General features: G+C 36.2%; 24 protein-coding genes and 1 riboswitch. Of the genes, 17 read left to right on the top strand and 7 right to left on the bottom strand.

The genetic code is table 11. The features are described from left to right. Positions 1-15: 15 nt before the first annotated feature. The 3 genes from H602_RS0106930 (at position 16) to H602_RS20455 (ending at position 1,898) form a co-directional block, all read left to right on the top strand. Complete coding sequence (locus H602_RS0106930; RefSeq protein WP_026977369.1) at positions 16-930, top strand: helix-turn-helix domain-containing protein; 915 nt, start codon at positions 16-18, stop codon at positions 928-930. Positions 931-1,085: 155 nt separating this feature from the next. After that, positions 1,086-1,535: an SDR family oxidoreductase gene (locus H602_RS20450; RefSeq protein ID WP_342663484.1), complete on the top strand. Its 450-nt coding sequence runs from the start codon at positions 1,086-1,088 to the stop codon at positions 1,533-1,535. A gap of 3 nt (positions 1,536-1,538) precedes the next feature. Further along, the gene (locus H602_RS20455) at positions 1,539-1,898 is read left to right on the top strand and encodes a Rossmann-fold NAD(P)-binding domain-containing protein (protein ID WP_342663485.1); all 360 of its coding nucleotides are present in this window, start codon (positions 1,539-1,541) and stop codon (positions 1,896-1,898) included. A gap of 92 nt (positions 1,899-1,990) precedes the next feature. Here the strand turns inward: H602_RS20455 and H602_RS19315 are convergent, their stop codons facing one another. Beyond that, complete coding sequence (locus H602_RS19315) at positions 1,991-2,758, bottom strand: nucleotidyl transferase AbiEii/AbiGii toxin family protein (RefSeq protein WP_051224233.1); 768 nt, start codon at positions 2,756-2,758, stop codon at positions 1,991-1,993. Between the two features lie 3 nt (positions 2,759-2,761). Further along, the gene (locus H602_RS0106945; protein ID WP_026977371.1) at positions 2,762-3,049 is read right to left on the bottom strand and encodes a DUF6922 domain-containing protein; all 288 of its coding nucleotides are present in this window, start codon (positions 3,047-3,049) and stop codon (positions 2,762-2,764) included. 56 nt (positions 3,050-3,105) lie between these two features. On the opposite strand from H602_RS0106945, the gene H602_RS20415 reads away from it, so the two are divergent. Further along, positions 3,106-3,231 (top strand): hypothetical protein, encoded by a 126-nt coding sequence (locus H602_RS20415; protein ID WP_281170773.1) that lies wholly within the window; start codon positions 3,106-3,108, stop codon positions 3,229-3,231. 106 nt (positions 3,232-3,337) lie between these two features. On the opposite strand, the gene H602_RS0106955 is transcribed toward H602_RS20415, so the two are convergent. Continuing rightward, complete coding sequence (locus H602_RS0106955) at positions 3,338-4,504, bottom strand: DUF1501 domain-containing protein (RefSeq protein WP_026977372.1); 1,167 nt, start codon at positions 4,502-4,504, stop codon at positions 3,338-3,340. 2 nt (positions 4,505-4,506) lie between these two features. Then, positions 4,507-5,898 carry a DUF1800 domain-containing protein gene (locus tag H602_RS0106960; RefSeq protein WP_026977373.1) on the bottom strand — a complete coding sequence of 464 codons (1,392 nt, stop codon included), beginning with the start codon at positions 5,896-5,898 and terminating at the stop codon, positions 4,507-4,509. Between the two features lie 513 nt (positions 5,899-6,411). Here H602_RS0106960 and H602_RS0106970 point away from each other — a divergent pair. Beyond that, positions 6,412-7,410 carry a metal-dependent hydrolase gene (locus H602_RS0106970; RefSeq protein ID WP_026977374.1) on the top strand — a complete coding sequence of 333 codons (999 nt, stop codon included), beginning with the start codon at positions 6,412-6,414 and terminating at the stop codon, positions 7,408-7,410. Between the two features lie 71 nt (positions 7,411-7,481). Here H602_RS0106970 and H602_RS0106975 read toward each other — a convergent pair whose 3' ends face one another. Beyond that, positions 7,482-8,024 (bottom strand): ferritin, encoded by a 543-nt coding sequence (locus H602_RS0106975; protein WP_026977375.1) that lies wholly within the window; start codon positions 8,022-8,024, stop codon positions 7,482-7,484. 391 nt (positions 8,025-8,415) lie between these two features. Between H602_RS0106975 and H602_RS18320 the strand changes: the two genes are divergently transcribed. The 10 genes from H602_RS18320 (at position 8,416) to H602_RS0107025 (ending at position 16,187) form a co-directional block, all read left to right on the top strand. After that, positions 8,416-9,210 (top strand): hypothetical protein, encoded by a 795-nt coding sequence (locus H602_RS18320; RefSeq protein ID WP_051224236.1) that lies wholly within the window; start codon positions 8,416-8,418, stop codon positions 9,208-9,210. A gap of 190 nt (positions 9,211-9,400) precedes the next feature. Then, entirely contained in the window at positions 9,401-9,967 is a 567-nt protein-coding gene (locus tag H602_RS0106985) for a porin family protein (protein WP_026977376.1), read from the top strand. A 198-nt stretch (positions 9,968-10,165) separates the two neighbouring features. Continuing rightward, complete coding sequence (locus tag H602_RS0106990; RefSeq protein WP_026977377.1) at positions 10,166-10,360, top strand: DUF3185 family protein; 195 nt, start codon at positions 10,166-10,168, stop codon at positions 10,358-10,360. Positions 10,361-10,405: 45 nt separating this feature from the next. Then, positions 10,406-11,188, top strand: coding sequence for a HipA family kinase (locus H602_RS0106995; RefSeq protein WP_026977378.1), 783 nt, complete (start codon positions 10,406-10,408; stop codon positions 11,186-11,188). Beyond that, positions 11,166-11,549 (top strand): DUF3037 domain-containing protein, encoded by a 384-nt coding sequence (locus H602_RS0107000; RefSeq protein ID WP_026977379.1) that lies wholly within the window; start codon positions 11,166-11,168, stop codon positions 11,547-11,549. The genes H602_RS0106995 and H602_RS0107000 overlap by 23 nt, the downstream gene beginning before the upstream one ends. Positions 11,550-11,754: 205 nt before the next feature. After that, positions 11,755-14,049, top strand: a complete 2,295-nt coding sequence (locus H602_RS0107005) for a DNA topoisomerase 3 (RefSeq protein WP_026977380.1) — start codon at positions 11,755-11,757, stop codon at positions 14,047-14,049. A 305-nt stretch (positions 14,050-14,354) separates the two neighbouring features. After that, on the top strand, positions 14,355-14,567 hold the full coding sequence (locus H602_RS0107010; protein WP_026977381.1) for a dodecin family protein: 213 nt from the start codon (positions 14,355-14,357) through the stop codon (positions 14,565-14,567). Positions 14,568-14,621: 54 nt separating this feature from the next. Next, entirely contained in the window at positions 14,622-14,834 is a 213-nt protein-coding gene (locus H602_RS0107015) for an HU family DNA-binding protein (protein ID WP_026977382.1), read from the top strand. A 135-nt stretch (positions 14,835-14,969) separates the two neighbouring features. Continuing rightward, positions 14,970-15,422, top strand: a complete 453-nt coding sequence (locus tag H602_RS0107020) for a hemerythrin domain-containing protein (RefSeq protein WP_026977383.1) — start codon at positions 14,970-14,972, stop codon at positions 15,420-15,422. 111 nt (positions 15,423-15,533) lie between these two features. Then, entirely contained in the window at positions 15,534-16,187 is a 654-nt protein-coding gene (locus H602_RS0107025) for a lipase chaperone (protein WP_026977384.1), read from the top strand. A 272-nt stretch (positions 16,188-16,459) separates the two neighbouring features. Here the strand turns inward: H602_RS0107025 and H602_RS0107035 are convergent, their stop codons facing one another. Both H602_RS0107035 and H602_RS18325 read right to left on the bottom strand, forming a co-directional pair. Next, a complete protein-coding gene (locus tag H602_RS0107035; protein WP_026977385.1) occupies positions 16,460-17,437 on the bottom strand; it encodes a T9SS type A sorting domain-containing protein in 978 nt (325 codons plus the stop codon). Further along, positions 17,437-18,738, bottom strand: a complete 1,302-nt coding sequence (locus tag H602_RS18325) for a T9SS type A sorting domain-containing protein (RefSeq protein WP_051224239.1) — start codon at positions 18,736-18,738, stop codon at positions 17,437-17,439. The genes H602_RS0107035 and H602_RS18325 overlap by 1 nt, the downstream gene beginning before the upstream one ends. Positions 18,739-18,912: 174 nt before the next feature. Continuing rightward, positions 18,913-19,114: riboswitch (cobalamin riboswitch) on the bottom strand. Between the two features lie 212 nt (positions 19,115-19,326). Between H602_RS18325 and H602_RS19320 the strand changes: the two genes are divergently transcribed. Beyond that, complete coding sequence (locus H602_RS19320; RefSeq protein ID WP_051224242.1) at positions 19,327-19,671, top strand: DUF5763 domain-containing protein; 345 nt, start codon at positions 19,327-19,329, stop codon at positions 19,669-19,671. A 439-nt stretch (positions 19,672-20,110) separates the two neighbouring features. Then, positions 20,111-21,316 carry an ergothioneine biosynthesis protein EgtB gene (gene egtB, locus H602_RS0107055; RefSeq protein ID WP_425402320.1) on the top strand — a complete coding sequence of 402 codons (1,206 nt, stop codon included), beginning with the start codon at positions 20,111-20,113 and terminating at the stop codon, positions 21,314-21,316. Positions 21,317-21,322: the final 6 nt, after the last annotated feature.

A 21,322-nucleotide genomic window follows, 5' to 3' on the forward strand; every position in this document is an offset into this window, starting at 1 on the left:
TTTAATTCGAAAGACATGAAGGAAATCATCACCATAAATACCATTTCAGAATTACATGCTTTTTTTGGTATGTCAAAGCCAAAACATCCATTGGTTTCGGTAGTTCGTTTGGCGAAAGAGCTGAAAGATTTAGAAATTGAAAAATTTAAATATGCTGTAGGCTTGTACCAAATTAGCTTAAAAGACAATTGTCCTTTTACCATCACCAATTACGGCAGAAACTCCTATGATTACCAAGAGGGTTCAATGGTTTTTATGGCTCCGAATCAAGTTTTGGAAGTCGAAAAACAAAATGTAAATCGTGAAGATACCGGTTGGAGCATTGTCTTTCACCCGGATTTAATTCGAAAATCAGCATTAGGAAAGAAGATTGAGCAGTATTCTTTTTTTGGATATGCATCTAATGAAGCGTTGCATCTTTCGGACGAAGAACGAAAAACGGTAACTGAAATTGCAGAAAAAATCGAACGCGAATACAACAGTAATATCGATACACACAGTCAAACGCTAATTATTTCGAACTTAGAATTGTTGCTCAATTACTGCGTCCGATTTTATGACCGTCAATTTTTTACCAGAACCAACTTGAATCAGGATTTTGTCACCCAATTTGAACAAGTTTTGAAAACGTATTATCATTCGAATCAACAAATTAAATTAGGGATTCCAACGGTGCAATATTGCGGAGAAGCGATGAACATGTCGCCAAAATATTTGAGTGATTTATTGCGAAAAGAAACCGGCAAAAGTACCCAAGACCATATTCATCAATTTATTATTGAAAAGGCTAAAAATCAATTGCTGAATTCCAATACGAGTGCCAGTGAAATCGCTTATGCCTTGGGATTTGAATATCCGCAATACTTTAGTAAAATGTTCAAAAAGAAAACGGCTATGAGTCCAAACGAGTACAGACAGAGCTTGAATTAAGCAGCGTTCGGTTTGAATACACCTAAATAATATGGTTATTACTATAATTAATTTATGCTTTTGCCTCTTATAAATAGGCATCAGTATAGCTGATTATTGCCAAACATTAACCAAAAATTCTTAGCAAGTAAAACAAAAAATAAAACAATACTATTATGAGTAAAACAATTTTTATCACAGGAGCTTCCTCTGGTTTAGGAAAAGCTACGGCTTTGCTTTTTGCAAAACACAACTGGAATGTAATCGCTACTATGATAAAACCAGAAAACGAAACAGCACTTGCTGAAGTAGCAAACATAACGCTCTTGCCATTAGATGTTACCAATGTTGCCCAAATCGAGGGAACGGTAAATAAGGCCTTGGGACTTGGTAAAATTGATGTTGTTTTTAATAATGCAGGTTACGGACTTGCAGGGCCATTTGAAGGAGCAACAGATGACCAATTAACGAACCAATTGAACACTAATCTTTTAGGTGTCATGCTTGTTACACAGCAGTTTTTGCCGCATTTTAGAGAAAACAAAGCAGGTACTTTTATAACAACCACTTCTATAGGAGGTTTGATTACCTTGCCTTTTAACTCCGTTTATCACGCTACAAAATAGGCTTTGGAAGGATTTAGCCTAAGTTTGGCATTCGAACTAAAAGAATTTGGAATAACGGTGAAAACAGTTTCACCAGGCGGAATTGCTACCGATTTTGCAGGTCGTTCTTTGGTAATGACACAACATGAAGCGTATAATAAACAGATGAACAAAGTTTTGTCGGTTTTTATGGACCCCGAAAGAGCCAAAGAGTATTCGACACCTGAACAAATTGCAGCTGTAGTTTATGAAGCCGCAACTGATGGCAAATCTACTTTGAGATATGTGGCAGGAACAGATGCCAAGCAAATGTATGCACAACGAATTGCCGTTGGCGAAGAAGCATTTAGACAAGGAATAGAAGATGTTTTTTATAAAGAATAAGTAATGAAATGCCACCAAAAGAAATGTTCTATGGTGGCAAAAATTGCAACTTCAATCGGACAAAAGTAATAGTTTTTTTTGTACTCTAAATTTTATTTAATTTTTATTCCGATCGGACCAGGAAAGTCTTTCCCTATATGTGTGAACAATTTTCTGACTTTGGAACGCCAACTAATTTTACTTTCTATCCAACTTTTGTTCCCCTCAATAATTTTAATGTGATCGTGAGAGTGCATTGGTAAATTTCTTGAAGTTGTATTTTTATCAAATTTTAAAAGCAATTCTGGAAACTCTATTGGAGATTGATTGTCATTGAGGTCAAAAATAGTTCTGTCTTGTTCTTTGTTGAATTTTATTCTCTTTACCATTAATACTTCAAACAAATCTATTAATGGAATTTCATCGGTAATGAAATCTAAATCGTAGATGTCTTTTTTGGCAAAGCGATTTGATGCACTTATCAATTTGAATATACCAATGTCTTTTTTTGAAAGTACTTTAATTCCGTCTTTAATCTCTATTTGATACAGGTTTTTCATATTTTGCAGTAACTCTACTTTTATAGTTTCTCCTTCTGGGGTATCTATAAAAAATCGAATGAAACAAAACTGGTCGTTAATATCACAAGGATCATCAAAGTTTCTAGCGCTTTTACCAAATACTTTCTTCACATCTTCTTCTATCATTTTAAAACCTTGTTTACCCACTATTCCTGAGCAAAACAAGTCAATATCTTCGGAAATGCGATGGTTGAACTGCAATGCTAAATTAGTACCGCCACCTAAAGAAAACTCTGAAATTGATGGTATGCTTTGCAATTGAGAAATAATTTTGATAATTGCTGGAGAAACTGCTTTCATTTTTTATAACGAAAAGCGAACGAATGGTTCAACATTGTATCGTTTTGCCACTAACAAACAAATTTTATTGCTGACATTTTCGGTAGTTTGTTTTAGATATTTTACAATCATTTTGGATGAATATAAACTTTCTAACTTTTTAATATCCTCCTCAAAAGTATCTGGAGTTGTAGCGTACAAAGCTCTAGGGATTATAATTTCCTTGTCTCTTGAAAGATTAAGTTTATTATAGTCCATATCCCAAAATAAGTGTTTAGGAAAAATAGATGCTATGTTTACTGATTTGTTCACTATGCAAAAGTAGTTATTTTGTACTATTTTGATGCAGGAAGTTTAGAAAAATTTGATTGTTTGAAAAATCTACCTTAAGATATGTGGCTGGAACAGATGCCAAGCAAATGTATGCACAACGAATTGCCGTTGGCGAAGAAGCATTTAGACAAGGAATAGAAGAAGCTTTTTATAAAAAATAAGAAATGAAATGCCACCAAAAACAATACTATTTGGAGGCATTTTTATTGAAAATACATTTGAAAGGACTGTCACTATAAATTGCCTTTCCAATTAAATACTATTATACTAAAATAACCCGTTCAACACACTCTGCTTTATTCCAATCTTTTTGGGGTCAAAGTCCATCTTATTCTGCAATAAAGTGACGTATACCGACCTGAAATCAATCTCGTGCTTCAAATCGCCTTTGTCTAGGTTGGACAAATTGGGATTGTTTCCAAGTACTTTTCCTCTTGTACTTCCGCCAATGACAAACATCGGAGCTGCTGTTCCGTGGTCGGTTCCGCTGCCGTTGTCTTTGACGCGTCGGCCAAATTCCGAGAATACCACAATCGTGACGTTTTGCAGCAGTTTGGCTTGCTTCATGTCTTTGTAAAAACCTGCTAAAGCATCGTTCAGTTCGGTTAAATTTCTATTGTGCAAAATCAACTGATTGTCGTGGGTATCGTAGCCGTTTTGTGAAGTATAGTAGACTTTTGAATTCAAATTCCCTTTTACCAATCGGGCAATCCACTCGAGGTTTTTACCCAAATTGGTTTTCGGGTAGCTGACTTCAGCGGTTGATTTTGCCAAGGCTTTCTGGATTTCTGCTGAACCTTCCGTCACCGAATTGGCTATTTTTCGCACAAAATCCAATTGGGGATTTTCGGAAAGTTGGAGGGCATCCTCTTTGTCCTTATTGATTTTAAAACGGTTCGGGTCTTTGACCGTTATGGAATTAGGCTCCTCCCCTTTCAACGCCAAATTATCAATGCTGTCGAGGTTGATTCCAGCTGTAGGTTCGTGGTCGTGGCATTGCAAATCCAAGTATTTTCCGAGCCAGCCGTTGGTTCCGTATTGGTTACTGTCGCTTCCGGTTTGCCAAATCTCTTGACTTCGAAAATGCGAACGCACAGGCTCTGGATAGCCTACGTTTTGCACTACACTCAAATCGCCATTTTGTTGCATGGCTGCAAAATCTTTCAAAGCAGGATGAAAACCCATTCCGTTTGTCTTTCCCACAATCACGTCTTTGGCAAGTGCAATTTTTGGTCGCAAATCATAATACATCGGGTTTTCGTACGGAATGAACGTATTCAAGCCGTCGTTTCCACCGTTGAGTTGGATGAAAACCATGCATTGTTCACCCACAACCAAGTTCGGTTGGTTGCCAAAAGCGTGTAGAAAGTTGGGCAAAAGCAAAGAACCTCCTGTAAAAGTACCTGTTAGGGATAAAAAGTTACGTCTGTTCATAATTAGATGAGTTGAAATTCAGGTCGTTTTACCATCGCGTTAAACAATCGAAGGACGGCATTTTCTGCTCCTTCGCTTTTGGGATTAAAATCGTATTTGAGTATAGTTTCAAAATCAGTTTGCATCTCGGCATCGTTTTGAAACAATAAGCGGTTTTGCAGTTCAGAAATAATGGTTTTATTGGTTCCTGATGCGTCAAAGTTTAGTGCAATATCGAGTCGTTTACTTGCTTTATTTTGCATCATTTCATTTTCTTCCACCTTATTATTCTGACCTAAATTTTTTCCGTTGCAAAGTAAATCAGCAGCTGTGTTCCGTTGTAAATATACTTGAGATGAAAGCCATTCCTTTCCGCCGTTCCAGCCTTTTACATTCGGTTGACCAAATAAATCCATGCCTTGCTGTTTTAAAAAAGCGAGCATTAAACGTGCATTCATTTTGTCAATATGCAATTCATCTTGCAATTGCAAAACATACACCAATGGGTCTTTTATTTTTGAACCTGCCGTATTTTTGGCGTATTCTTCGGCAAACATTTTTTGCAAAAGGGGTTGGATTTCGTAGTCCACTTTCCGCAAATAATCGCCGTAATACTTCACCAATTCTTCCGAAGGAGCGTCGTAAATAAACCATTTCAATAATTTTCGGGTAATCAAATAAGGAGCGGATTTCTGTTCAAAAATGATGTCAATTAATTCATCAGCTTTAAACGTTCCTTTTTGCCCGAAATAGGTAATTGGGTCGTTGTCTTGTTGAAATTTACGATATAAAGCTTCTGATTCGCCCAAACCTAAACCGGCTAATCCTTTTGCACCGTTTTTAATGTCCTCTTCGGTGTAATTGCCAATGCCGAGTGTGAATAATTCCAGCAATTCCCTACTTAAGTTTTCATTAATTTTGCCTTTTCGGTTGTCCACATTGTCCAAGTAACGTACCATGGCATTCGACTTTACGATTTGTTTGGTCAATGTCTTGAAATTGCCAAAAGCATTTTCCCTTAAAATCTGATTGTGTTGAAAAATCCAATGATTGACTTTTACTTTTTGAAAGGTGGATACATAATGGTTGTGCCAAAAACACGTCATTTTCTCTCTCAGGGGGAATTCCTCCGACGTCATTTTCTCCATCCACCAAATTTTCATTTCTTGCGAAACTTGGTTTTCTTTCTTCCGCATCTCTTGACCTTCTTCAGCCGATTGACCTTTAAGTTGCTGCCGAATTGCTTTTAACTCTTCTAAAGTTCTCGGGCTGTCCTTTAAAAATGAAGGAACAACAGCATCGAATTTGGTTTTGAAAGAGGCATTTAAAAACCGCTCTAAGCCAAGAGATTCTATTTTTTGGGCTTCCTTATTGGAAAATCCCAAGCGTAACGACCATAGTGAGGCTGGTTTCATATTTGCTGTTTGAAAGTTGGTGATAAGACTAAATTATAGAATTTAGGTTTAACGTGAAATAAGATTATGATGAAATTATTATTTCCATCACGGATACCTTGTTGCTAATTCTTACACTAATGAAACAGTTTTATCACAACTGTATTCCTTTCAAAATAGTCGGTCACGATTGCATTTGAAAGCAAGACATTTAAAAAGTTATTGTCATCAATGAGTTCTTCAAAGGTTGAAAAATTCTCACTGACTCGGTTTTAACTTCCATTTATAAAACCTACCCACACACAATTACAACTTGGATTACCTACAATCTTCTCAACTTTCATCAACTTACAACTTACTATTTTTGCTTGTGAAGTACCTGATTTTTATGGTGGAGAAACAATTTGTTTCCCAACGCCCAATTACTACCTCAACAAATCAAGCAAACGACAAGCAATTTATTCAAAAACTTTCGTCACTTGACTCTTTTTTAATAGGTTTGCATTTCACACCTCATTTGAAAACGAAGATAGAATGGATTCATTCACCCAAGTACTTTTAGGAATTGCCACGGTTGAAGCAATTGCGGGACGTCAACTCAAGAACAAAACCTTTATTTACGGCGCTATTTTAGGCACGCTTCCCGACTTGGATGTGGTGGTAGGCTTATTTATGGATCCCGTTTCTGGAGTGGCCATTCACCGCGGTATTAGTCATTCGTTGTTTTTATTTTTGCTTTTAGCTCCAATTTTGGGTTGGGCTATTGCCAAATTAGAACGGGGAAAAATCAGTTTACAACGTGCAATTGCAATCGCATTTTTCGGTCTATTTACCCATGTTTTATTAGATGCCTTTACCTCGTGGGGCACTCAAATCTTATGGCCGTTGCCAAATCGTTACGCATTAAAAACCATATTTGTAATCGATCCATTGTACACCATTCCCTTATTAATTTCACTGATTTTTGTCTTTCGTACTAAGGTAGAATTACTGCGTAAAAAGTATGTATTTCGAGGCCTCTTCCTCAGTTCTTGCTACTTATTAATTTCCTGTGGAATCAAATTATTCGCGTTGCAAAAATTTGAAAACGCACTGAAAAGTCAACACATTTCGTACAGCGAAATCATTGTCAAACCCACCGCTTTCAACACGATTTTATGGAATGCAAATGTAAAAACCAACGATGGCTATTTACTAGGCGATTACTCTTTATTGGACTCACAATCCATAAGTTTTACTTTATATAAAACCGATAAATACGCTGGTTCACAAATAAATAAAACATCAAAATACAACCAATTAGTCACTATTTCGGAAGGCTGGCATATTGTCAGTCGGCAGGAAAACCGTGTCTATTTTAACGATTTACGTTTTGGCTTGTTAAACGATAATCCAGCGGCGCCACAGTTTGCTTTTAGCTATGAATTTGTTCGCAACTCAAATGGAACTTACACTGTAATTGAGGTACCAAAAGCAAAAAGGGACGGCAGACTTTTACTGCAAAAGTTGTGGAAGAGACTGCAGGGAAATTAGCACTATTTGGCACAAAAAAAAGGATGTACAACATCTGTCCCACATCCTTTTTGTTTCAACTATATTTTAGCTTAAAGTGTTTCTTCGCGTGGCAAAGTTCCCTCTTGTGAAGCACTGCCTAAATCTTTATCCATTTCGTACAAGTTATTATTTTTTGACGTTTCGGTAGACGCTAAATTGTATTTATCAATCACATCTTTGATTAGTGTTTCTTCCTCGATTTGCTCTTTCACAAACCACTGTCCAAAATTAAAAGTAGCCCAATCTTTCTCTTCATGTGCCAGATTTACAATCTTGTCTATTTCTTTTGAATTGTTTATTTCATGTTGAAGCACAGCGTTCAAACATTCACCAATATTTTTAGGGTGTACTGGTGCTGCCGGAATCGCTTCAATCGTTGCATTCCCTCCGCGATCGTTAATATACTTCAGGAATTTGAACATATGTTGGCGTTCCTCATTAGAGTGCTTGTATAAAAATGCCGATATTCCAGGAAAGCTATTTACTTCGGCCCAAGAACCGTAGGACAAATAAACTTGAGCTTGATAAGCCTCGCGTGTCATCTGTTTGTTTAATAATTGTTCCATTTTTTCGGAGATTCTTCTGTCATTCATAGCATTGAATTTTTAATTAAAATTTATTTTGTGAGTCATTTATTTCATCTAAAGTACAATTTATAGACTGAATTTCGAGCGTTAAAAAGCATATTTATAAAAATATTAAGAGTACTTAAGTTCATAACCAATGCTTTAGAATGTCATTCTATAGTTTTTTTTATAAAGACTGTATCGAAGTGAGAGTGGCTTTTCTTTTGACACATTTCACAAATTTTTAGTCTCCAATATTTTTATAGATTATGAAATTACTTCAGCTAATTTCAGATCTGTTTCAATTTATAACAACAGTGTAAAAATCCCCTTTCGATTTCTAAATATAAATTCGTTATCCTTTTTTAGTGTACTAATTCTAAAATAATGTAATTTTAAGATCAAAAAATACCGACTTATGAAACGCACTTTACAAATTGCCAACGGAATCGCATTGATAGCTACGATAATCATCAATTATTTATCGAATACTGGTTTGCTGAATGGCAAAACGATTGGCGGTGTTTCCAATGGATTAACCACTTTATTTACTCCTGCAGGTTATGCTTTTGCCATTTGGGGATTTATTTACCTGTTGCTACTTGGCTTCATTTTCTACCAAGGAAGAAGTTTATTTTCTTCAAATACTGCATCGGATGAGGTGGTTTTAAAAATTGGCTGGTGGTTTGTGATTTCTTGCATAGCCAACAGTGGGTGGGTATTTCTATGGATTTACGGATATACCGGACTGTCTTGCTTGTTCATATTGGTACTTCTATTTTCGCTTATGCAAATTATTTTCCGATGCAGGTTAGAGCTGGATTTAGAACCATTTAGTAAACTACTCTTTACAGCTTGGCCTTTCGTGTTTTATGCAGGCTGGGTAACTGTAGCAAGCATAGCGAATATTTCTGCTTACTTATATAAATCAGGTTGGGATGGTTTCGGACTCGCTCAAGAGACTTGGGCAATACTCATGATCGTGGTGGCAGTCCTCGTAAATATTTGGGCAATTGTAAGTAGAAATCTACGAGAATTTGCCGTTGTAGGCGCTTGGGCATTGATTGCGATTGGAGTTCGAAATCAAGAAACGTTTGAAAATGTAGCCAATATTGCCAACATCGGGGCAATTATTTTGCTCGCCGCTTGCGCTATTGATTCGTTTTTCAAATTTAGAAAGGGAGGTTTTAATTCATTTTTCACAACAAATTAAAAGGAAAATTGATCGACTTCTTCACTGATTTTACTAAAGTTGTAGATAGCAAGCACCTTTTTGCCCCATTATTACCCGGTGAAATGTTAAGTCCTCGGTACATGTAGAACTTTTATTGATTAAATTGGTAAATAAATACAAACATTTCACTATAAAACAATAAATTTGCCACACTTTAAACAATAAAGCAATGAAGAACATATTGATTTTGACGGCAGTACTTCTTTTAGGATGTATTCGCGTAAGTGGACAAGAAGTTACATTTGGTGCAAAAATAGGTGGAAATTATGCCATGGTTACGGGTGATAATTCGAGTGATTTCGACCCACTTACAGCTGTTGTGGTTGGAGCAATGGCTGAATTAAAATTCACTGAAACGTTTTCTTTTCAACCTGAATTTGTATTTTCAAGACAAGGTTTTAAAAGTGATGCGATTACATTAAAAATTAAATATGTCAACATACCATTGATCGCTAAGTATTATGTGATTAAAGGTTTTAGCGTCGAAGCAGGACCTCAGGTGGGCTTTCAAACTGTTGCCATTGCTGAAACTCCTATTGGTCCATATGATGCGCGCCACAATATAAAAAAGTTTGACCTTGGCGTTAATGCTGGTATTGGATATAAATTAGATAATGGACTGAATTTTTCGGCACGTTACTATCACGGGCTTACTAACATCAATAAGTATGTTGGTGAGAAAATAAGCAATCAAAACGCTGTGGTGCAAGTTACCGTTGGCTTCTTCTTCTTTTAAATTCGCATTTCATTTACATAAACTCGGAACTACATGGTTTCGAGTTTTTTTTCTGTCATTTTAACCCACGCAGTCCTAAGATACACTGATCTCAAAATTTTATCTTCCCCACATTCTAACTTCTATTTTAGCTTAGATTCTTGCCGTTCAATTAAAATTTCATAGCTTTATTAAAAATTAATATTTAAATCAAATACTATGAAAAACGCAGCAGGAATAATCATTCTAATCATAGGAATTGCTTTGGCAGCTTACGGGATCAATCACATGAATTCGGCGGGATCCGAAATTAAATCATTTTTTGGAATGGAAGATAAGACCGGATTGACGTTCCTCATTGTCGGAGCTGTCGTTGCTATTGCAGGATTATTTGCCATGGTAAAGAAAAAATAATTGTTATTTTTGCTTCCAATATTGCCCTTACACTTCCTATAAAAAATGAAATTAAGAACAGTTCACGTTACACGATACATTCAAGCACTTCGCGAAGGTGGATCACTTCCCGCATTGGCAGATGCCAGTGACGATTTTAAGTACGTACTTAAATTTAGAGGTGCCGGTCACGGTACAAAAGCACTTATTGCCGAATATTTAGGTGGAGAAATCGCTCGAGCAATGGGTTTACCCGTTCCTGAACTGGTTTTCATTGAACTCGATGAAGCTTTTGGACGCACTGAAGCCGATGAAGAAATCCAAGAATTACTTCAAAAAAGTCGCGGACTCAATTTAGGTTTGCACTTTCTTTCTGGTGCTTTAAATTTTGACCCAAATACACAGGAAGTCAATGCTAAATTAGCATCGCAAGTCGTCTGGCTTGATTCTTTTATTACCAATGTCGATCGCACGTTTAGAAATACCAACTTATTACTTTGGCACAAAGAATTATGGCTCATTGATCATGGAGCTGCTTTCTATTTTCATCATTCTTGGGAAAATTGGGAAAAGCATGCTATGAGTCCGTTTGCCTTAATCAAAGACCACGTTTTACTCCCACAAGCATCTCTATTGGAAGAAGTCAATTTGGAATTTCAAGCGCTTATAACCGATGAAAAGTTAAAGGAAATTGTAGCACTTCTCCCCGATGACTGGTTGGATTGGGAAGGAAATGATCAATCTCCAGATGAAATTAGAGCCATTTATTATCAATTTTTAGTGTTGCGAAAATCACACGCAGCTACTTTTGTAAATCAAGCACAACATGCACGAACCGCACTTATATGAGTATGCCGTAATTCGCGTGGTGCCAAAAGTAGAACGCGAGGAATTCCTCAATGTAGGTTTGATTTTGTTTTGCAAAAGACGGCGTTACATTCGAATGGAATTTCAAATCAATGAAGCCAAATTTAACCTTTTTGATACTGAAATTGGGTTGGATGATTTGCACCACTATCTTGAATCTTTTCAAAATACGGCTAAAGGAAACACATTAGGCGGCAGAATTGGCCAATTGGAAACACCTGAACGCTTCCGATGGTTGACCGCTGTTCGAAGTTCTGTTTTGCAAACCTCACGTCCACATGCTGGATTAAGTGAAGATTTAGATGAAACATTTGAGAAGTTGTTTCGAGAATTAGTTTTATAAGGAAGGATTCAAGGATCGAAAGACTTGAGCTACAAAAGATTGTAAAATTACTTGATAAGATAGGAGTTTCGATAATGTAAATCAAATTTTTGCTTTCCAAAATATCAAACTATAAAACCTAGACCTTTTAAACTTTAAACCTCAATTTTTGCACCTTTTTAAGAATTCAATTCCTTACTTTGCGCTTCCAAAATTGAACTGAAAAATGAAGGTCTGTATTGCTGAAAAACCAAGTGTCGCTCGAGAAATTGCAACTGTTTTAGGAGCCAATACCAAGCGTGATGGTTACTTTGAAGGCAACGGTTACGCGGTTACGTACACTTTTGGACATTTATGTACCTTAAAAGAGCCCAACGATTACAAACCGCATTGGAAAAGTTGGGATTTGAACAATTTACCCATGCTTCCTGAAAAGTTTGAAACTAAAGTAGTTCAAAATTCGGGTATTCAAAAGCAATTTAAAATCATTAAAAGTCTTTTTGACAAAGCCAGTTTGGTCATCAATTGTGGTGATGCGGGTCAAGAAGGAGAACTCATCCAACGTTGGGTCATGAACGAAGCCAAGTACAAAGGCGAAGTGCAACGCTTGTGGATTTCTTCCTTAACCATGGAAGCTATTCGGGAAGGTTTCGAGAATTTGAAACCGTCAACTAATTACGACAATTTATATTATGCAGGTTTTTCGCGAGCCATTGGCGACTGGCTTTTAGGAATGAACGCCACTCGATTGTATACCGTAAAACACGGCGGTTACAAACAAGTTTTATCCATCGGACGCGTACAAACGCCAACATTAGCAATGGTTGTGGAACGTTTCAAAGAAATAGAAAACTTCAAACCACAACCCTATTGGGAATTGCAAACTTTATACAGAGACACCCTTTTCAGCTATGAAGAAGGTCGTTTTTTAAAGAAAGAAGCTGGGGAATTATTGGCACAAAAAGTCCAAGAAAGTGATTTCGAAATTATAGCTGTTGAAAAAAAGAACGGTAATGAATTTGCTCCAAAATTATTCGATTTAACAGGTTTGCAAGTCTATTGCAATACCAAGTTTGGCTTTTCAGCCGAAGAAACCTTGAAAATAGCGCAAACCTTATACGAACAAAAGGTAATTACCTATCCCAGAGTCGATACCACTTTTTTGCCAAACGATGTGTATCCAAAAGTTGCCGGTATTTTGCAGAAATTGACGGCTTACGCCAATTTAACGCAACCGCTTTTAGCAAAGAAAATCAAGAAATCAACCAAAGTTTTCAATGATAAAAAAGTAACCGATCACCACGCGATTATTCCAACGGGAATTCAACAGAATTTGCAATACAACCAGCAACGTGTATATGATATTATTACCAAACGTTTTATTGCCGTTTTCTATGATGATTGCTTGGTTGCCAATACCACAGTTTTCGGAAAAGCAGCCGAAGTTCCCTTTAAAGCGACTGGAAAAGAAATTATTAAAAAAGGCTTTCGCGTTGTTTTTGAAGACCCAAATGCTAAAGAAAAAGAAGCCGATTTACTACCAAGTTTCATCGTTGGCGAAAAAGGACCACACCAACCTTCATTTTTAGAAAAGGAAACAAAGGCACCTAATTATTTTACCGAAGCCTCCTTATTAAGAGCGATGGAAACGGCAGGAAAACAAATTGACGACGAAGATTTACGCGATTTAATGAAGGAAAACGGCATCGGACGACCTTCCACTCGTGCGAATATTATCGAAACTTTATTCAAACGTCAGTATATTGTTCGAAACAAAAAACAGTTGTTACCTACTCCAACTGGCGTTCAACTGATTGACACGATTCAAAATGAATTGCTGAAATCTGCCGAACTCACAGGTTCTTGGGAAAAACAGTTGAAAGATATTGAAAAAGGAACATTTACCGCTTCTGCCTTTATCAGAAACATGAAGCAAATGGTAGATCATTTGGTTTCAGAAGTACGATTGGAACGAAAAGGAGCGAATATTTCCCACACAGAAAACACGCCTAAAAAAGTAGCTACTGTTGAAAAAAAGAAAGCTTCCGGAATTGCTGCAGAAACCTGTCCCAAATGTAAAAAAGGAAAATTATTGAAGGGAAAATCAGCTTACGGTTGCAGTGCATACAAGTCTGGTTGCGAATTTAAATTACCTTTTTCATTTTCCGAAAAGAAAATATCAGAAAATCAATTCGTGCGTTTGCTGCAAAAAGGTTCGACGGTGAATTTGAAAGAGTTCAAAACCGAAAATGGAACCGTAGAAGGTTTGCTTCGCTTTGACGAAAATTTCCAACTTAAATTAGAACCCAAAAAGACAATTGAGAAACCAACTTCCGACGCTTTAACGTGTCCAAAATGTAAAAGTGGAACCGTTTTAAAAGGAAAAACTGCCTATGGATGTAGTGGTTATAAAAGCGGTTGCGACTTTAAAGTAACTTTTGAAGAAGTTCGGAATAAAATTGGAAACCAGAAAGTATCGAAGGAATTGGTGCATACTATTTTGAAGGAATCGGTGAAGTAAAATTCATTTTATCATCCAATTTATTCCTTATTTTAACTCGGTCCGTTTTTAAACAAATCTCGTTACGAACTTAAAGTGCATAAAATTTAAACGTCCACAATTAAAGCCTCGCAAACCTAGCAACGAAGCTAATTTACGTTCAGCATAATCTTAAAAGTTGTAATCAGCCTTTTCTTCTTCAACAGAAATCACTACCTTTAAAAATCGGTTTTGCGCTTCCAAACCTTTTTAAATGGTTTTGTGCGTACAATTCTGAACTATAAATCAACCAATAAAAGTATTCATTCACTTAAAAATTAAACATTATGGCAATCGTAAAAGTTATTGAAGTAATTGCATCATCTGAAAAAGGAATTGAAGATGCGGTACAACAAGCAGTAGATGAGGTTTCAAAAACAGTACGAAATATTGATTCGGTTTGGATCAAGGATACGAAAGTACACGTAAAAGAAGGTAAAATTGTTTCTTGGGGCGTGATTTGCAAAGTGTCTTTTCGCATCGACGGTGAAGACGCTTAAATTTTAAAACAAGTGGACAATTTAAATTTATAATATCAATTAAAACAATAAAATATGGAACAAATTATTAAAATGATCACTGAAAAAACAGGTATTTCAAACGAACAAGCAGCAACTGCAGTAAACGTAGTAACTGATTTCTTAAAAGATAAACTTCCTGCAGGAATGGGAAGCCAATTGGATGGATTATTGAAAGGCGATACGTCAGGTTTAGGCGATTTAGCTGGAGGCTTGAAAGACGGTTTAGGCGGAATGTTTGGGAAATAACTATTTTCTAAAAGAGATTGAGAAAGGGTATTGTTGAGAAACGATACCCTTTTTTTAAGATACATGTGTAGTAAACGTGATCATGAAAAATCCAAACGATTTATTGTATCTTTATATTATTAAAACAATTAGAAAATGCCATTAAAAAGACATGAAATTCTCCAACCCATTAGCCGCGAACATCATCATGGCTTACTGCTTTCTTGGAAAATCAGAGCTGGAATTAAGAAAGAAGTTGCACCTGCTCGAATCAAAAAATATTTAAACTGGTTTTACACGGAACACCTTTTTCCCCACTTTGAAATTGAAGAAAAATATATTTTTCCTATTCTTGGAAATGAACATGAATTGATTCAGAAAGCTATTGCCGAACACAGAAGCTTAACGCGCCTTTTTGAAACTGAAACTGACTTGATTCACAATATTCTACTTATTGAAGAAGAATTGGAAACTCATATTCGCTTTGAGGAACGAGTACTGTTTACTGAAATTCAGGAAGTGGCTACGGCAGAACAATTGGAACGAATTAAAATGCATCATACGGAAGAGCAATTTGTGGATAATGTTGAAGATGCGTTTTGGTTGTAAACCTCATCTAAAATTAATATATTTATCATCTTTTTAAGTATTTACACACTTTCTTACATCAGTTAATATGAACGGATAAAACAAATTTTACCACATTCCAAATTCAAAACTATGAAACCAATTTACCTATTACTTGCCATTTTATTTTTTGGAACTACTGGCTTTTCGCAGACAACTGGAAGAAACATTGGCGATATATTGCAATCCTATTATCTATTTAAGGATAAAGATGTTGTTGAAAAATCAATTGATTTTGTCAACAAGACAAATATGACTTATAACCAGTTAGAACCTATTATAGGCGGTTTTTACGGTGCTCTATTTGAAGCTGACCCAACGATAAAGGAAAAAGTGCTTGCAAATTTAGAACAGGTTGAATCGGTACAAATTAAAGAATTTCTTGTTTCGTTAAGTAGAGTGAGCATTGATTCCGCTTACGCAAAATTGCAGCGAACTACAGATTACAATGATATGAATTGGGCCTCTTATTTCGCTAGTGGAAATTTAAAATACGTCGACAATATCATTTCCAATATTCGATATGCTGATGAAAGGGAAAATTTAATTTTATTTTTAGCAGGTTCTACGGCAGAATGGTCGTTATGCTCAAATGCGATACAAGATAAGCGACTGAAAAAATACCTTATTTCCCTAAAAGATAAAGTCGAATCAATAGATACGATTCTTGCAGAACAGCCAAATTATTTTCGAGAAAAAACAGAAAAAGTACTTAAAGAACAACGGTTAAAAGGTCTTTGGAAGTAAAACATACTTCATTTATTAGAATCTATATCGCTATTTAAAAGCATGACATTGCTATAAAAATAGTTTAAAGTATGATTAAATACTAAAGCACAGTTAGTCGGAACTATATTGATCAATATTGCAATTGTACTGCCTTTTACTTTTGTAAATGACGCTATAGATTTTCTAATTGGATTTTTGCGCGGTGGCGGATTAGGGATTTTATTTACAAATAATTTAGGTAAAAAAAATAAGTACAATTATATTTTGTTTTCACTCGTACATTGACTTTATTAATTTACAATTAGCTTAATTTGATGTGCATTTTCATCAACAGTTACGATAACCAAATACACTCCTTTTGAAAAATGTGAAATAGAAATCGCTTGTTGCTGATAATGAGCCACAGTAATCACTTTTCGTCCATTTAAATCAACAATCTCAATACCTGCATTTTGCGCATTGGAAAGATAAACAACTCCATTAGAAGGATTTGGATACAGTGCTATTTTATTTTTTTTATCAAAATTCGCACTACTTAATGTCATATCCAGTACGCCAACGCCTTGTAAATCAAAACCACCCGAATTAAATGGTGTAGGAAATGAATCATTTATCGCGTTTCCATAACTGTCGTAACTGGCAAATACTGGATTTATAGAACCCACCACATCAATTACTTTCACATAAAGGATATTGGATTTGTCAAGTAGCTCATTTTCTGGCAAGTCGTCTAAATTAAACGGCGTCCCATATTCTGAACTATATTTTCCAGCCAAATTATTAATGTAAGTTGCCTCTGGAGAAGCAAATGTGCTCAATTGATTTTGCGTTTGCGTTTGACTGTGGTTTTGAAATCTAAAGTAATGCACTCCATCGGAACTCACTTCCACGAAAGCTAATTCCAAATAAGCGGTACTTCCGTTTTCAAAAACTGCAAAATCAAATCCTGGCCTGTTTGAAATTGGAGTTGCAAATGTCAGAATTGCAAAACCTCCATCGCCTAAACTAACTACGGAACCTGAAGGACTGCCGAGAGCATCGTTGGGCAAACCAAATGTGGCATACGAACTCCCAGATGCCGACGCAGCCGGATTCGATTTGTCGATTAAACCTCGTTCTACAGTAATGCCATTTGCCCACTGTACAAACAGCGGGCTATTCTTATGAATTGCCGTAGAACCAGGCAAACCTGCTGCTGGAGCATAACTTTGTGCAACGGAAAAAATGGGTATTAAAGCCAAAAACAATGCGCTAATTTTGCTTTTCATTACTTAACAATTAAGCGTTGAACTGTTCTTGCAGATTCAGTTGTGATTTCTACGAAATATATTCCTGCTTTTAAATCAGAAACGTTAACTCCGGCTGTAGCATACGCCATTTGTTTCACTACTCTTCCCGCTGTGTCGTACATTTTCAAATTGCAAGCGACATCTGTGTTCAAGTAAAACACATTTGACGCTGGATTTGGATAGAGATGTACTGCTAACTTTGATTCTGGTTGAAAAGTAGAAAGAGTATTTTCCGCTTTGTAAAAGCTGTTTGGAATTACTCCCACCATGTACGTATTCAATAAACTTCCGCTAGTGGAAACCACATATACACTTCCTGGACTGCTGTAATTTCCAGCATCAGCAATATACAATTTGTCTTCAATCAAATCCATTCCGTAAATTCCGTAAACACCTTGTGCGGTTAATGAAAATAAAGAGGTTGTTGGCAAAGTGCTTGCATCAATCGCATTCGTATATACATTTTCATCTACTGTATAAAATATGGAAGTAGCACTTGCATTAATTTCTAAATTATTCGGGTGCATGTCTGGAAAATTCAAAGTACTTAACACGGTATTTGTTGTCAGGTCAATCTTAACGAGCTGTCCATCCGTTTCCTCGGAAGACCAATACGGTTTTCCACCACAAAGTACGTATAAAAAATTATTGTTTACCAACATTGAATTTGGCACATCGCCAACTGTTATGGTTTGCTCTAAAGTTTGGGTCACAGGATTCACAACAGAAATAGTGTTTCCGGCACCATATCCACCTTGGTGTGCGATGTAAAGTTTATTATTTGTGTACAAAATACGCTCTACTCCTTCTGCTAAAGGAATCGTGCTTTCTACGGTATTTGTAGTCAAATCAATAACTGCTACATAATCGTCTGACGCACTTCCTCCATCTCCCCAGTTGGTTACAAAACCTTTTCCATTGGCAAAAGCCATATATCTTGGATTATTCAAGCCTGTAGAAATTGTTGCCACATAAGCAAATGTAGTCCGATTTACCACTTTAACCGTATTGGAAATATTTAAAACCACATACGCATAATCCCCATTAAAACTCATGCTTTGTGCTGTATCTCCTAAGCCAGAAAGAGAAGGATTTACAATTCCATAAATATCGTTTGTATTGGCATTGTTGTTTATAAAGGAAACAGTTGCATTTCCACCTCCAGCGCCACCTTCATTTAGCACAAAAACACCTTCTGTATATTGTGCAAAAACAGATGTAAATTGTAATAAAAATAAAAATGCGGCCGATAATGTAAAACGAGTAAAGTTCTTTTTCATAGTGAATTGTTTTAAAATATAAAGTGATTGTTTTGGATTAAAAGTACTGATGTCAAAATTCCGATTGCAACCATAGCCAATAGCGACGCTAAAAAAGCGACACTTTTTAAAAAGGCAACGGTATACATTGAATGTCTAGTCATTATATCTAAATCTTTTTCCCGAAGATTCGTTTATTTGATTGAAAAAGAGGCAGGTCTCCTGGCTTGCGTCTTGTTGTTTACCTTCCCATCTCTTAATAAAAGAAACAGTGGTTTTGTAGATAACAACAAGCTTTATAGCTTACAGTTGCGGGAACAGCTTTGGTATTTATCCAAATTCCCTTTTAATGAGGTATTGCAAAGACAATAACTCAACCTAATTTTGCGCAAAAGTACTTTATTAAAATGGAATTTATTGCAAATTTAGATTATTAAAATAGTGGCTTAGTATGTAAGTTGCGTACACAATATTGGAGTGCGTGAAATTGTATTGAGATTTATTTACCACTATGTGGAATATTCGCTATGGAAATAGTACTGTATTACACACTTGTAATTTCAAAGAAAAATATAGTACCTTTCAAACTGTTTCCTTTTTTAATTTATAATGAAAAACCTACAAGTCTTCTTTTTACTTCTATTTGCAGTTGCGGCACAGAGTCAAACGGTTTACAAAACGCCGTCTGGAGCAAAATATCATCTAGAAAACTGCCGTACGGTAAACAATGTTTCGAAAGCGATTTCTATAAGTGATGCTTTAAAACTCGGACTAGCGCCATGTAAAATATGTAAACCGCCGTTAGTTCAAAAAACCAGTACAATTGCTTCCAAAAGCGCAAAAGGCACGGCAAAAACAGTGCAATGCAAAGGGAATACAAAAAAAGGTACGCGTTGCAAACACCGAACAAGTATCGGAAATGGGTATTGTTTTCAACACAATCCTGATAAGTAATTGATGCCTTGTATCAACGCTATTTGACAAGTAGAAAAGTTGAATCTACTTGGCATGAATTCGAAAAAAGCAAATGTGATTAATGCTAAATCTTCCCTACTGAATTGGTACGGAATCCATCTGATTTAAAAGATTTTAGTGAATGGTTTACGAGAAATTTAAAATCAATTTGTAGTTTTACTCTGCAAATTTCCATCAGACACGTATTGGTATCGAACGAAAAGTCGGAAGTAAGTACAAGCGATTTTTCGGAAGGTTTCTCTCAATTTTCTCACAACCATTGCGTTTTATCCACACGTGATTCACCTATTGTAAAAACTAAACGCGATTTAAAATAGTGTTAAAAAGTAATTTGTTATAATTTAAATTAACGAATTTAGTGCTTCTGAATTTATTTGCAGTCCATTCTTTGGTTTCGTGCAAATAACAAAATTATACTATGTCCAATATAAGTTCCGAATTGATTCCGCAAGAAAAAAGAGAGATACTTAAAAATCAAATGTTTCAGGAACGATTTCAGTCCATTCGGCAAAAAACGGAAAGCATTTGTCAACCACTAGAAATTGAAGATTATGTGGTGCAACCTATTGCAGATGTGAGTCCGCCCAAATGGCATTTGGGACACACGACTTGGTTTTTTGAAACCATGATTCTCGTACCCCATTTTCCCGGATATGCAGTATTTGATGCCAATTATAATTTCATCTTCAATAGCTATTATGAAAGCGTTGGAGCACGCGTGATCCGAACTGATCGCGGCAATTTAAGTCGTCCTTCGGTTCAAAATGTTTACCACTATAGAAAATATGTGGATGAGGCAATGCAAATTTTTTTGCAAACTGAAGTGCCTTCAGAATTAGCGCCACTACTTGAACTTGGATTGCTGCATGAGCAGCAACACCCAGAATTATTGCTTACCGATATCAAGTACATTTTAGGGAATAATCCGTTGTTTCCGCCTTACCAAAATGAAGCAGAAATTGCCACAACTCCTGTTTCTGCTTCTAAATGGATAGCAATGGACGAAGGAGTTTATGAAATTGGTTTTCAAGGGGACGAATTTTGCTTTGACAATGAGCTCAATCGCCACAAAGTGTATTTGAACGCGTACCAAATTGCATCAGAATTGGTAACCAATCAGGAATATTTAGAATTCATGAAGGATGGCGGATATGAAAATTTCCGACATTGGCATTCAGAAGCTTGGGATTGGGTTCAAAAAAATCAGTCCAAAGCGCCGATGTATTGGTATTACATTGAAAACCAATGGTTCAACTACACCTTAAATGGCCTGCAATTGGTTGACTTGAACGCTCCAGTTACACATATTAATTTTTATGAAGCGTTTGCTTTTGCGTCATGGTCGGGCAAACGTTTGCCTACAGAAGCAGAATGGGAAGTTGCTCAAGGCCAATTTGATTGGGGATCACGTTGGGAATGGACCCAAAGTGCTTACTTACCTTATCCCGGATTTACCAAGGCAGACGATGCTACAGGCGAATACAATGGCAAATTTATGGTAAACCAAATGGTGCTTCGAGGAGCATCAGTGGCTACGGCTGAAAACCACTCTCGACCAACGTATCGCAATTTTTTTCAAACCAATTTACAATGGCAATTTACCGGAATCCGACTTGCCCAATAACTCATT

The sequence above is a fragment of the Flavobacterium tegetincola DSM 22377 genome, assembly GCF_000425485.1.
Taxonomy (GTDB): domain Bacteria; phylum Bacteroidota; class Bacteroidia; order Flavobacteriales; family Flavobacteriaceae; genus Flavobacterium; species Flavobacterium tegetincola.

Coding starts and splice junctions, on each gene's coding strand:
- H602_RS0106930 (WP_026977369.1), top strand. CDS start 16: ATGAAGGAAATCATCACCATAAATACCATTTCAGAATTACATGCTTTT.
- H602_RS20450 (WP_342663484.1), top strand. CDS start 1,086: ATGAGTAAAACAATTTTTATCACAGGAGCTTCCTCTGGTTTAGGAAAA.
- H602_RS19315 (WP_051224233.1), bottom strand. CDS start 2,758: ATGAAAGCAGTTTCTCCAGCAATTATCAAAATTATTTCTCAATTGCAA.
- H602_RS0106955 (WP_026977372.1), bottom strand. CDS start 4,504: ATGAACAGACGTAACTTTTTATCCCTAACAGGTACTTTTACAGGAGGT.
- H602_RS0106960 (WP_026977373.1), bottom strand. CDS start 5,898: ATGAAACCAGCCTCACTATGGTCGTTACGCTTGGGATTTTCCAATAAG.
- H602_RS0106970 (WP_026977374.1), top strand. CDS start 6,412: ATGGATTCATTCACCCAAGTACTTTTAGGAATTGCCACGGTTGAAGCA.
- H602_RS0106975 (WP_026977375.1), bottom strand. CDS start 8,024: ATGAATGACAGAAGAATCTCCGAAAAAATGGAACAATTATTAAACAAA.
- H602_RS18320 (WP_051224236.1), top strand. CDS start 8,416: ATGAAACGCACTTTACAAATTGCCAACGGAATCGCATTGATAGCTACG.
- H602_RS0106985 (WP_026977376.1), top strand. CDS start 9,401: ATGAAGAACATATTGATTTTGACGGCAGTACTTCTTTTAGGATGTATT.
- H602_RS0106990 (WP_026977377.1), top strand. CDS start 10,166: ATGAAAAACGCAGCAGGAATAATCATTCTAATCATAGGAATTGCTTTG.
- H602_RS0106995 (WP_026977378.1), top strand. CDS start 10,406: ATGAAATTAAGAACAGTTCACGTTACACGATACATTCAAGCACTTCGC.
- H602_RS0107000 (WP_026977379.1), top strand. CDS start 11,166: ATGCACGAACCGCACTTATATGAGTATGCCGTAATTCGCGTGGTGCCA.
- H602_RS0107005 (WP_026977380.1), top strand. CDS start 11,755: ATGAAGGTCTGTATTGCTGAAAAACCAAGTGTCGCTCGAGAAATTGCA.
- H602_RS0107010 (WP_026977381.1), top strand. CDS start 14,355: ATGGCAATCGTAAAAGTTATTGAAGTAATTGCATCATCTGAAAAAGGA.
- H602_RS0107015 (WP_026977382.1), top strand. CDS start 14,622: ATGGAACAAATTATTAAAATGATCACTGAAAAAACAGGTATTTCAAAC.
- H602_RS0107020 (WP_026977383.1), top strand. CDS start 14,970: ATGCCATTAAAAAGACATGAAATTCTCCAACCCATTAGCCGCGAACAT.
- H602_RS0107025 (WP_026977384.1), top strand. CDS start 15,534: ATGAAACCAATTTACCTATTACTTGCCATTTTATTTTTTGGAACTACT.
- H602_RS0107035 (WP_026977385.1), bottom strand. CDS start 17,437: ATGAAAAGCAAAATTAGCGCATTGTTTTTGGCTTTAATACCCATTTTT.
- H602_RS18325 (WP_051224239.1), bottom strand. CDS start 18,738: ATGAAAAAGAACTTTACTCGTTTTACATTATCGGCCGCATTTTTATTT.
- H602_RS19320 (WP_051224242.1), top strand. CDS start 19,327: ATGAAAAACCTACAAGTCTTCTTTTTACTTCTATTTGCAGTTGCGGCA.
- egtB (WP_425402320.1), top strand. CDS start 20,111: ATGTCCAATATAAGTTCCGAATTGATTCCGCAAGAAAAAAGAGAGATA.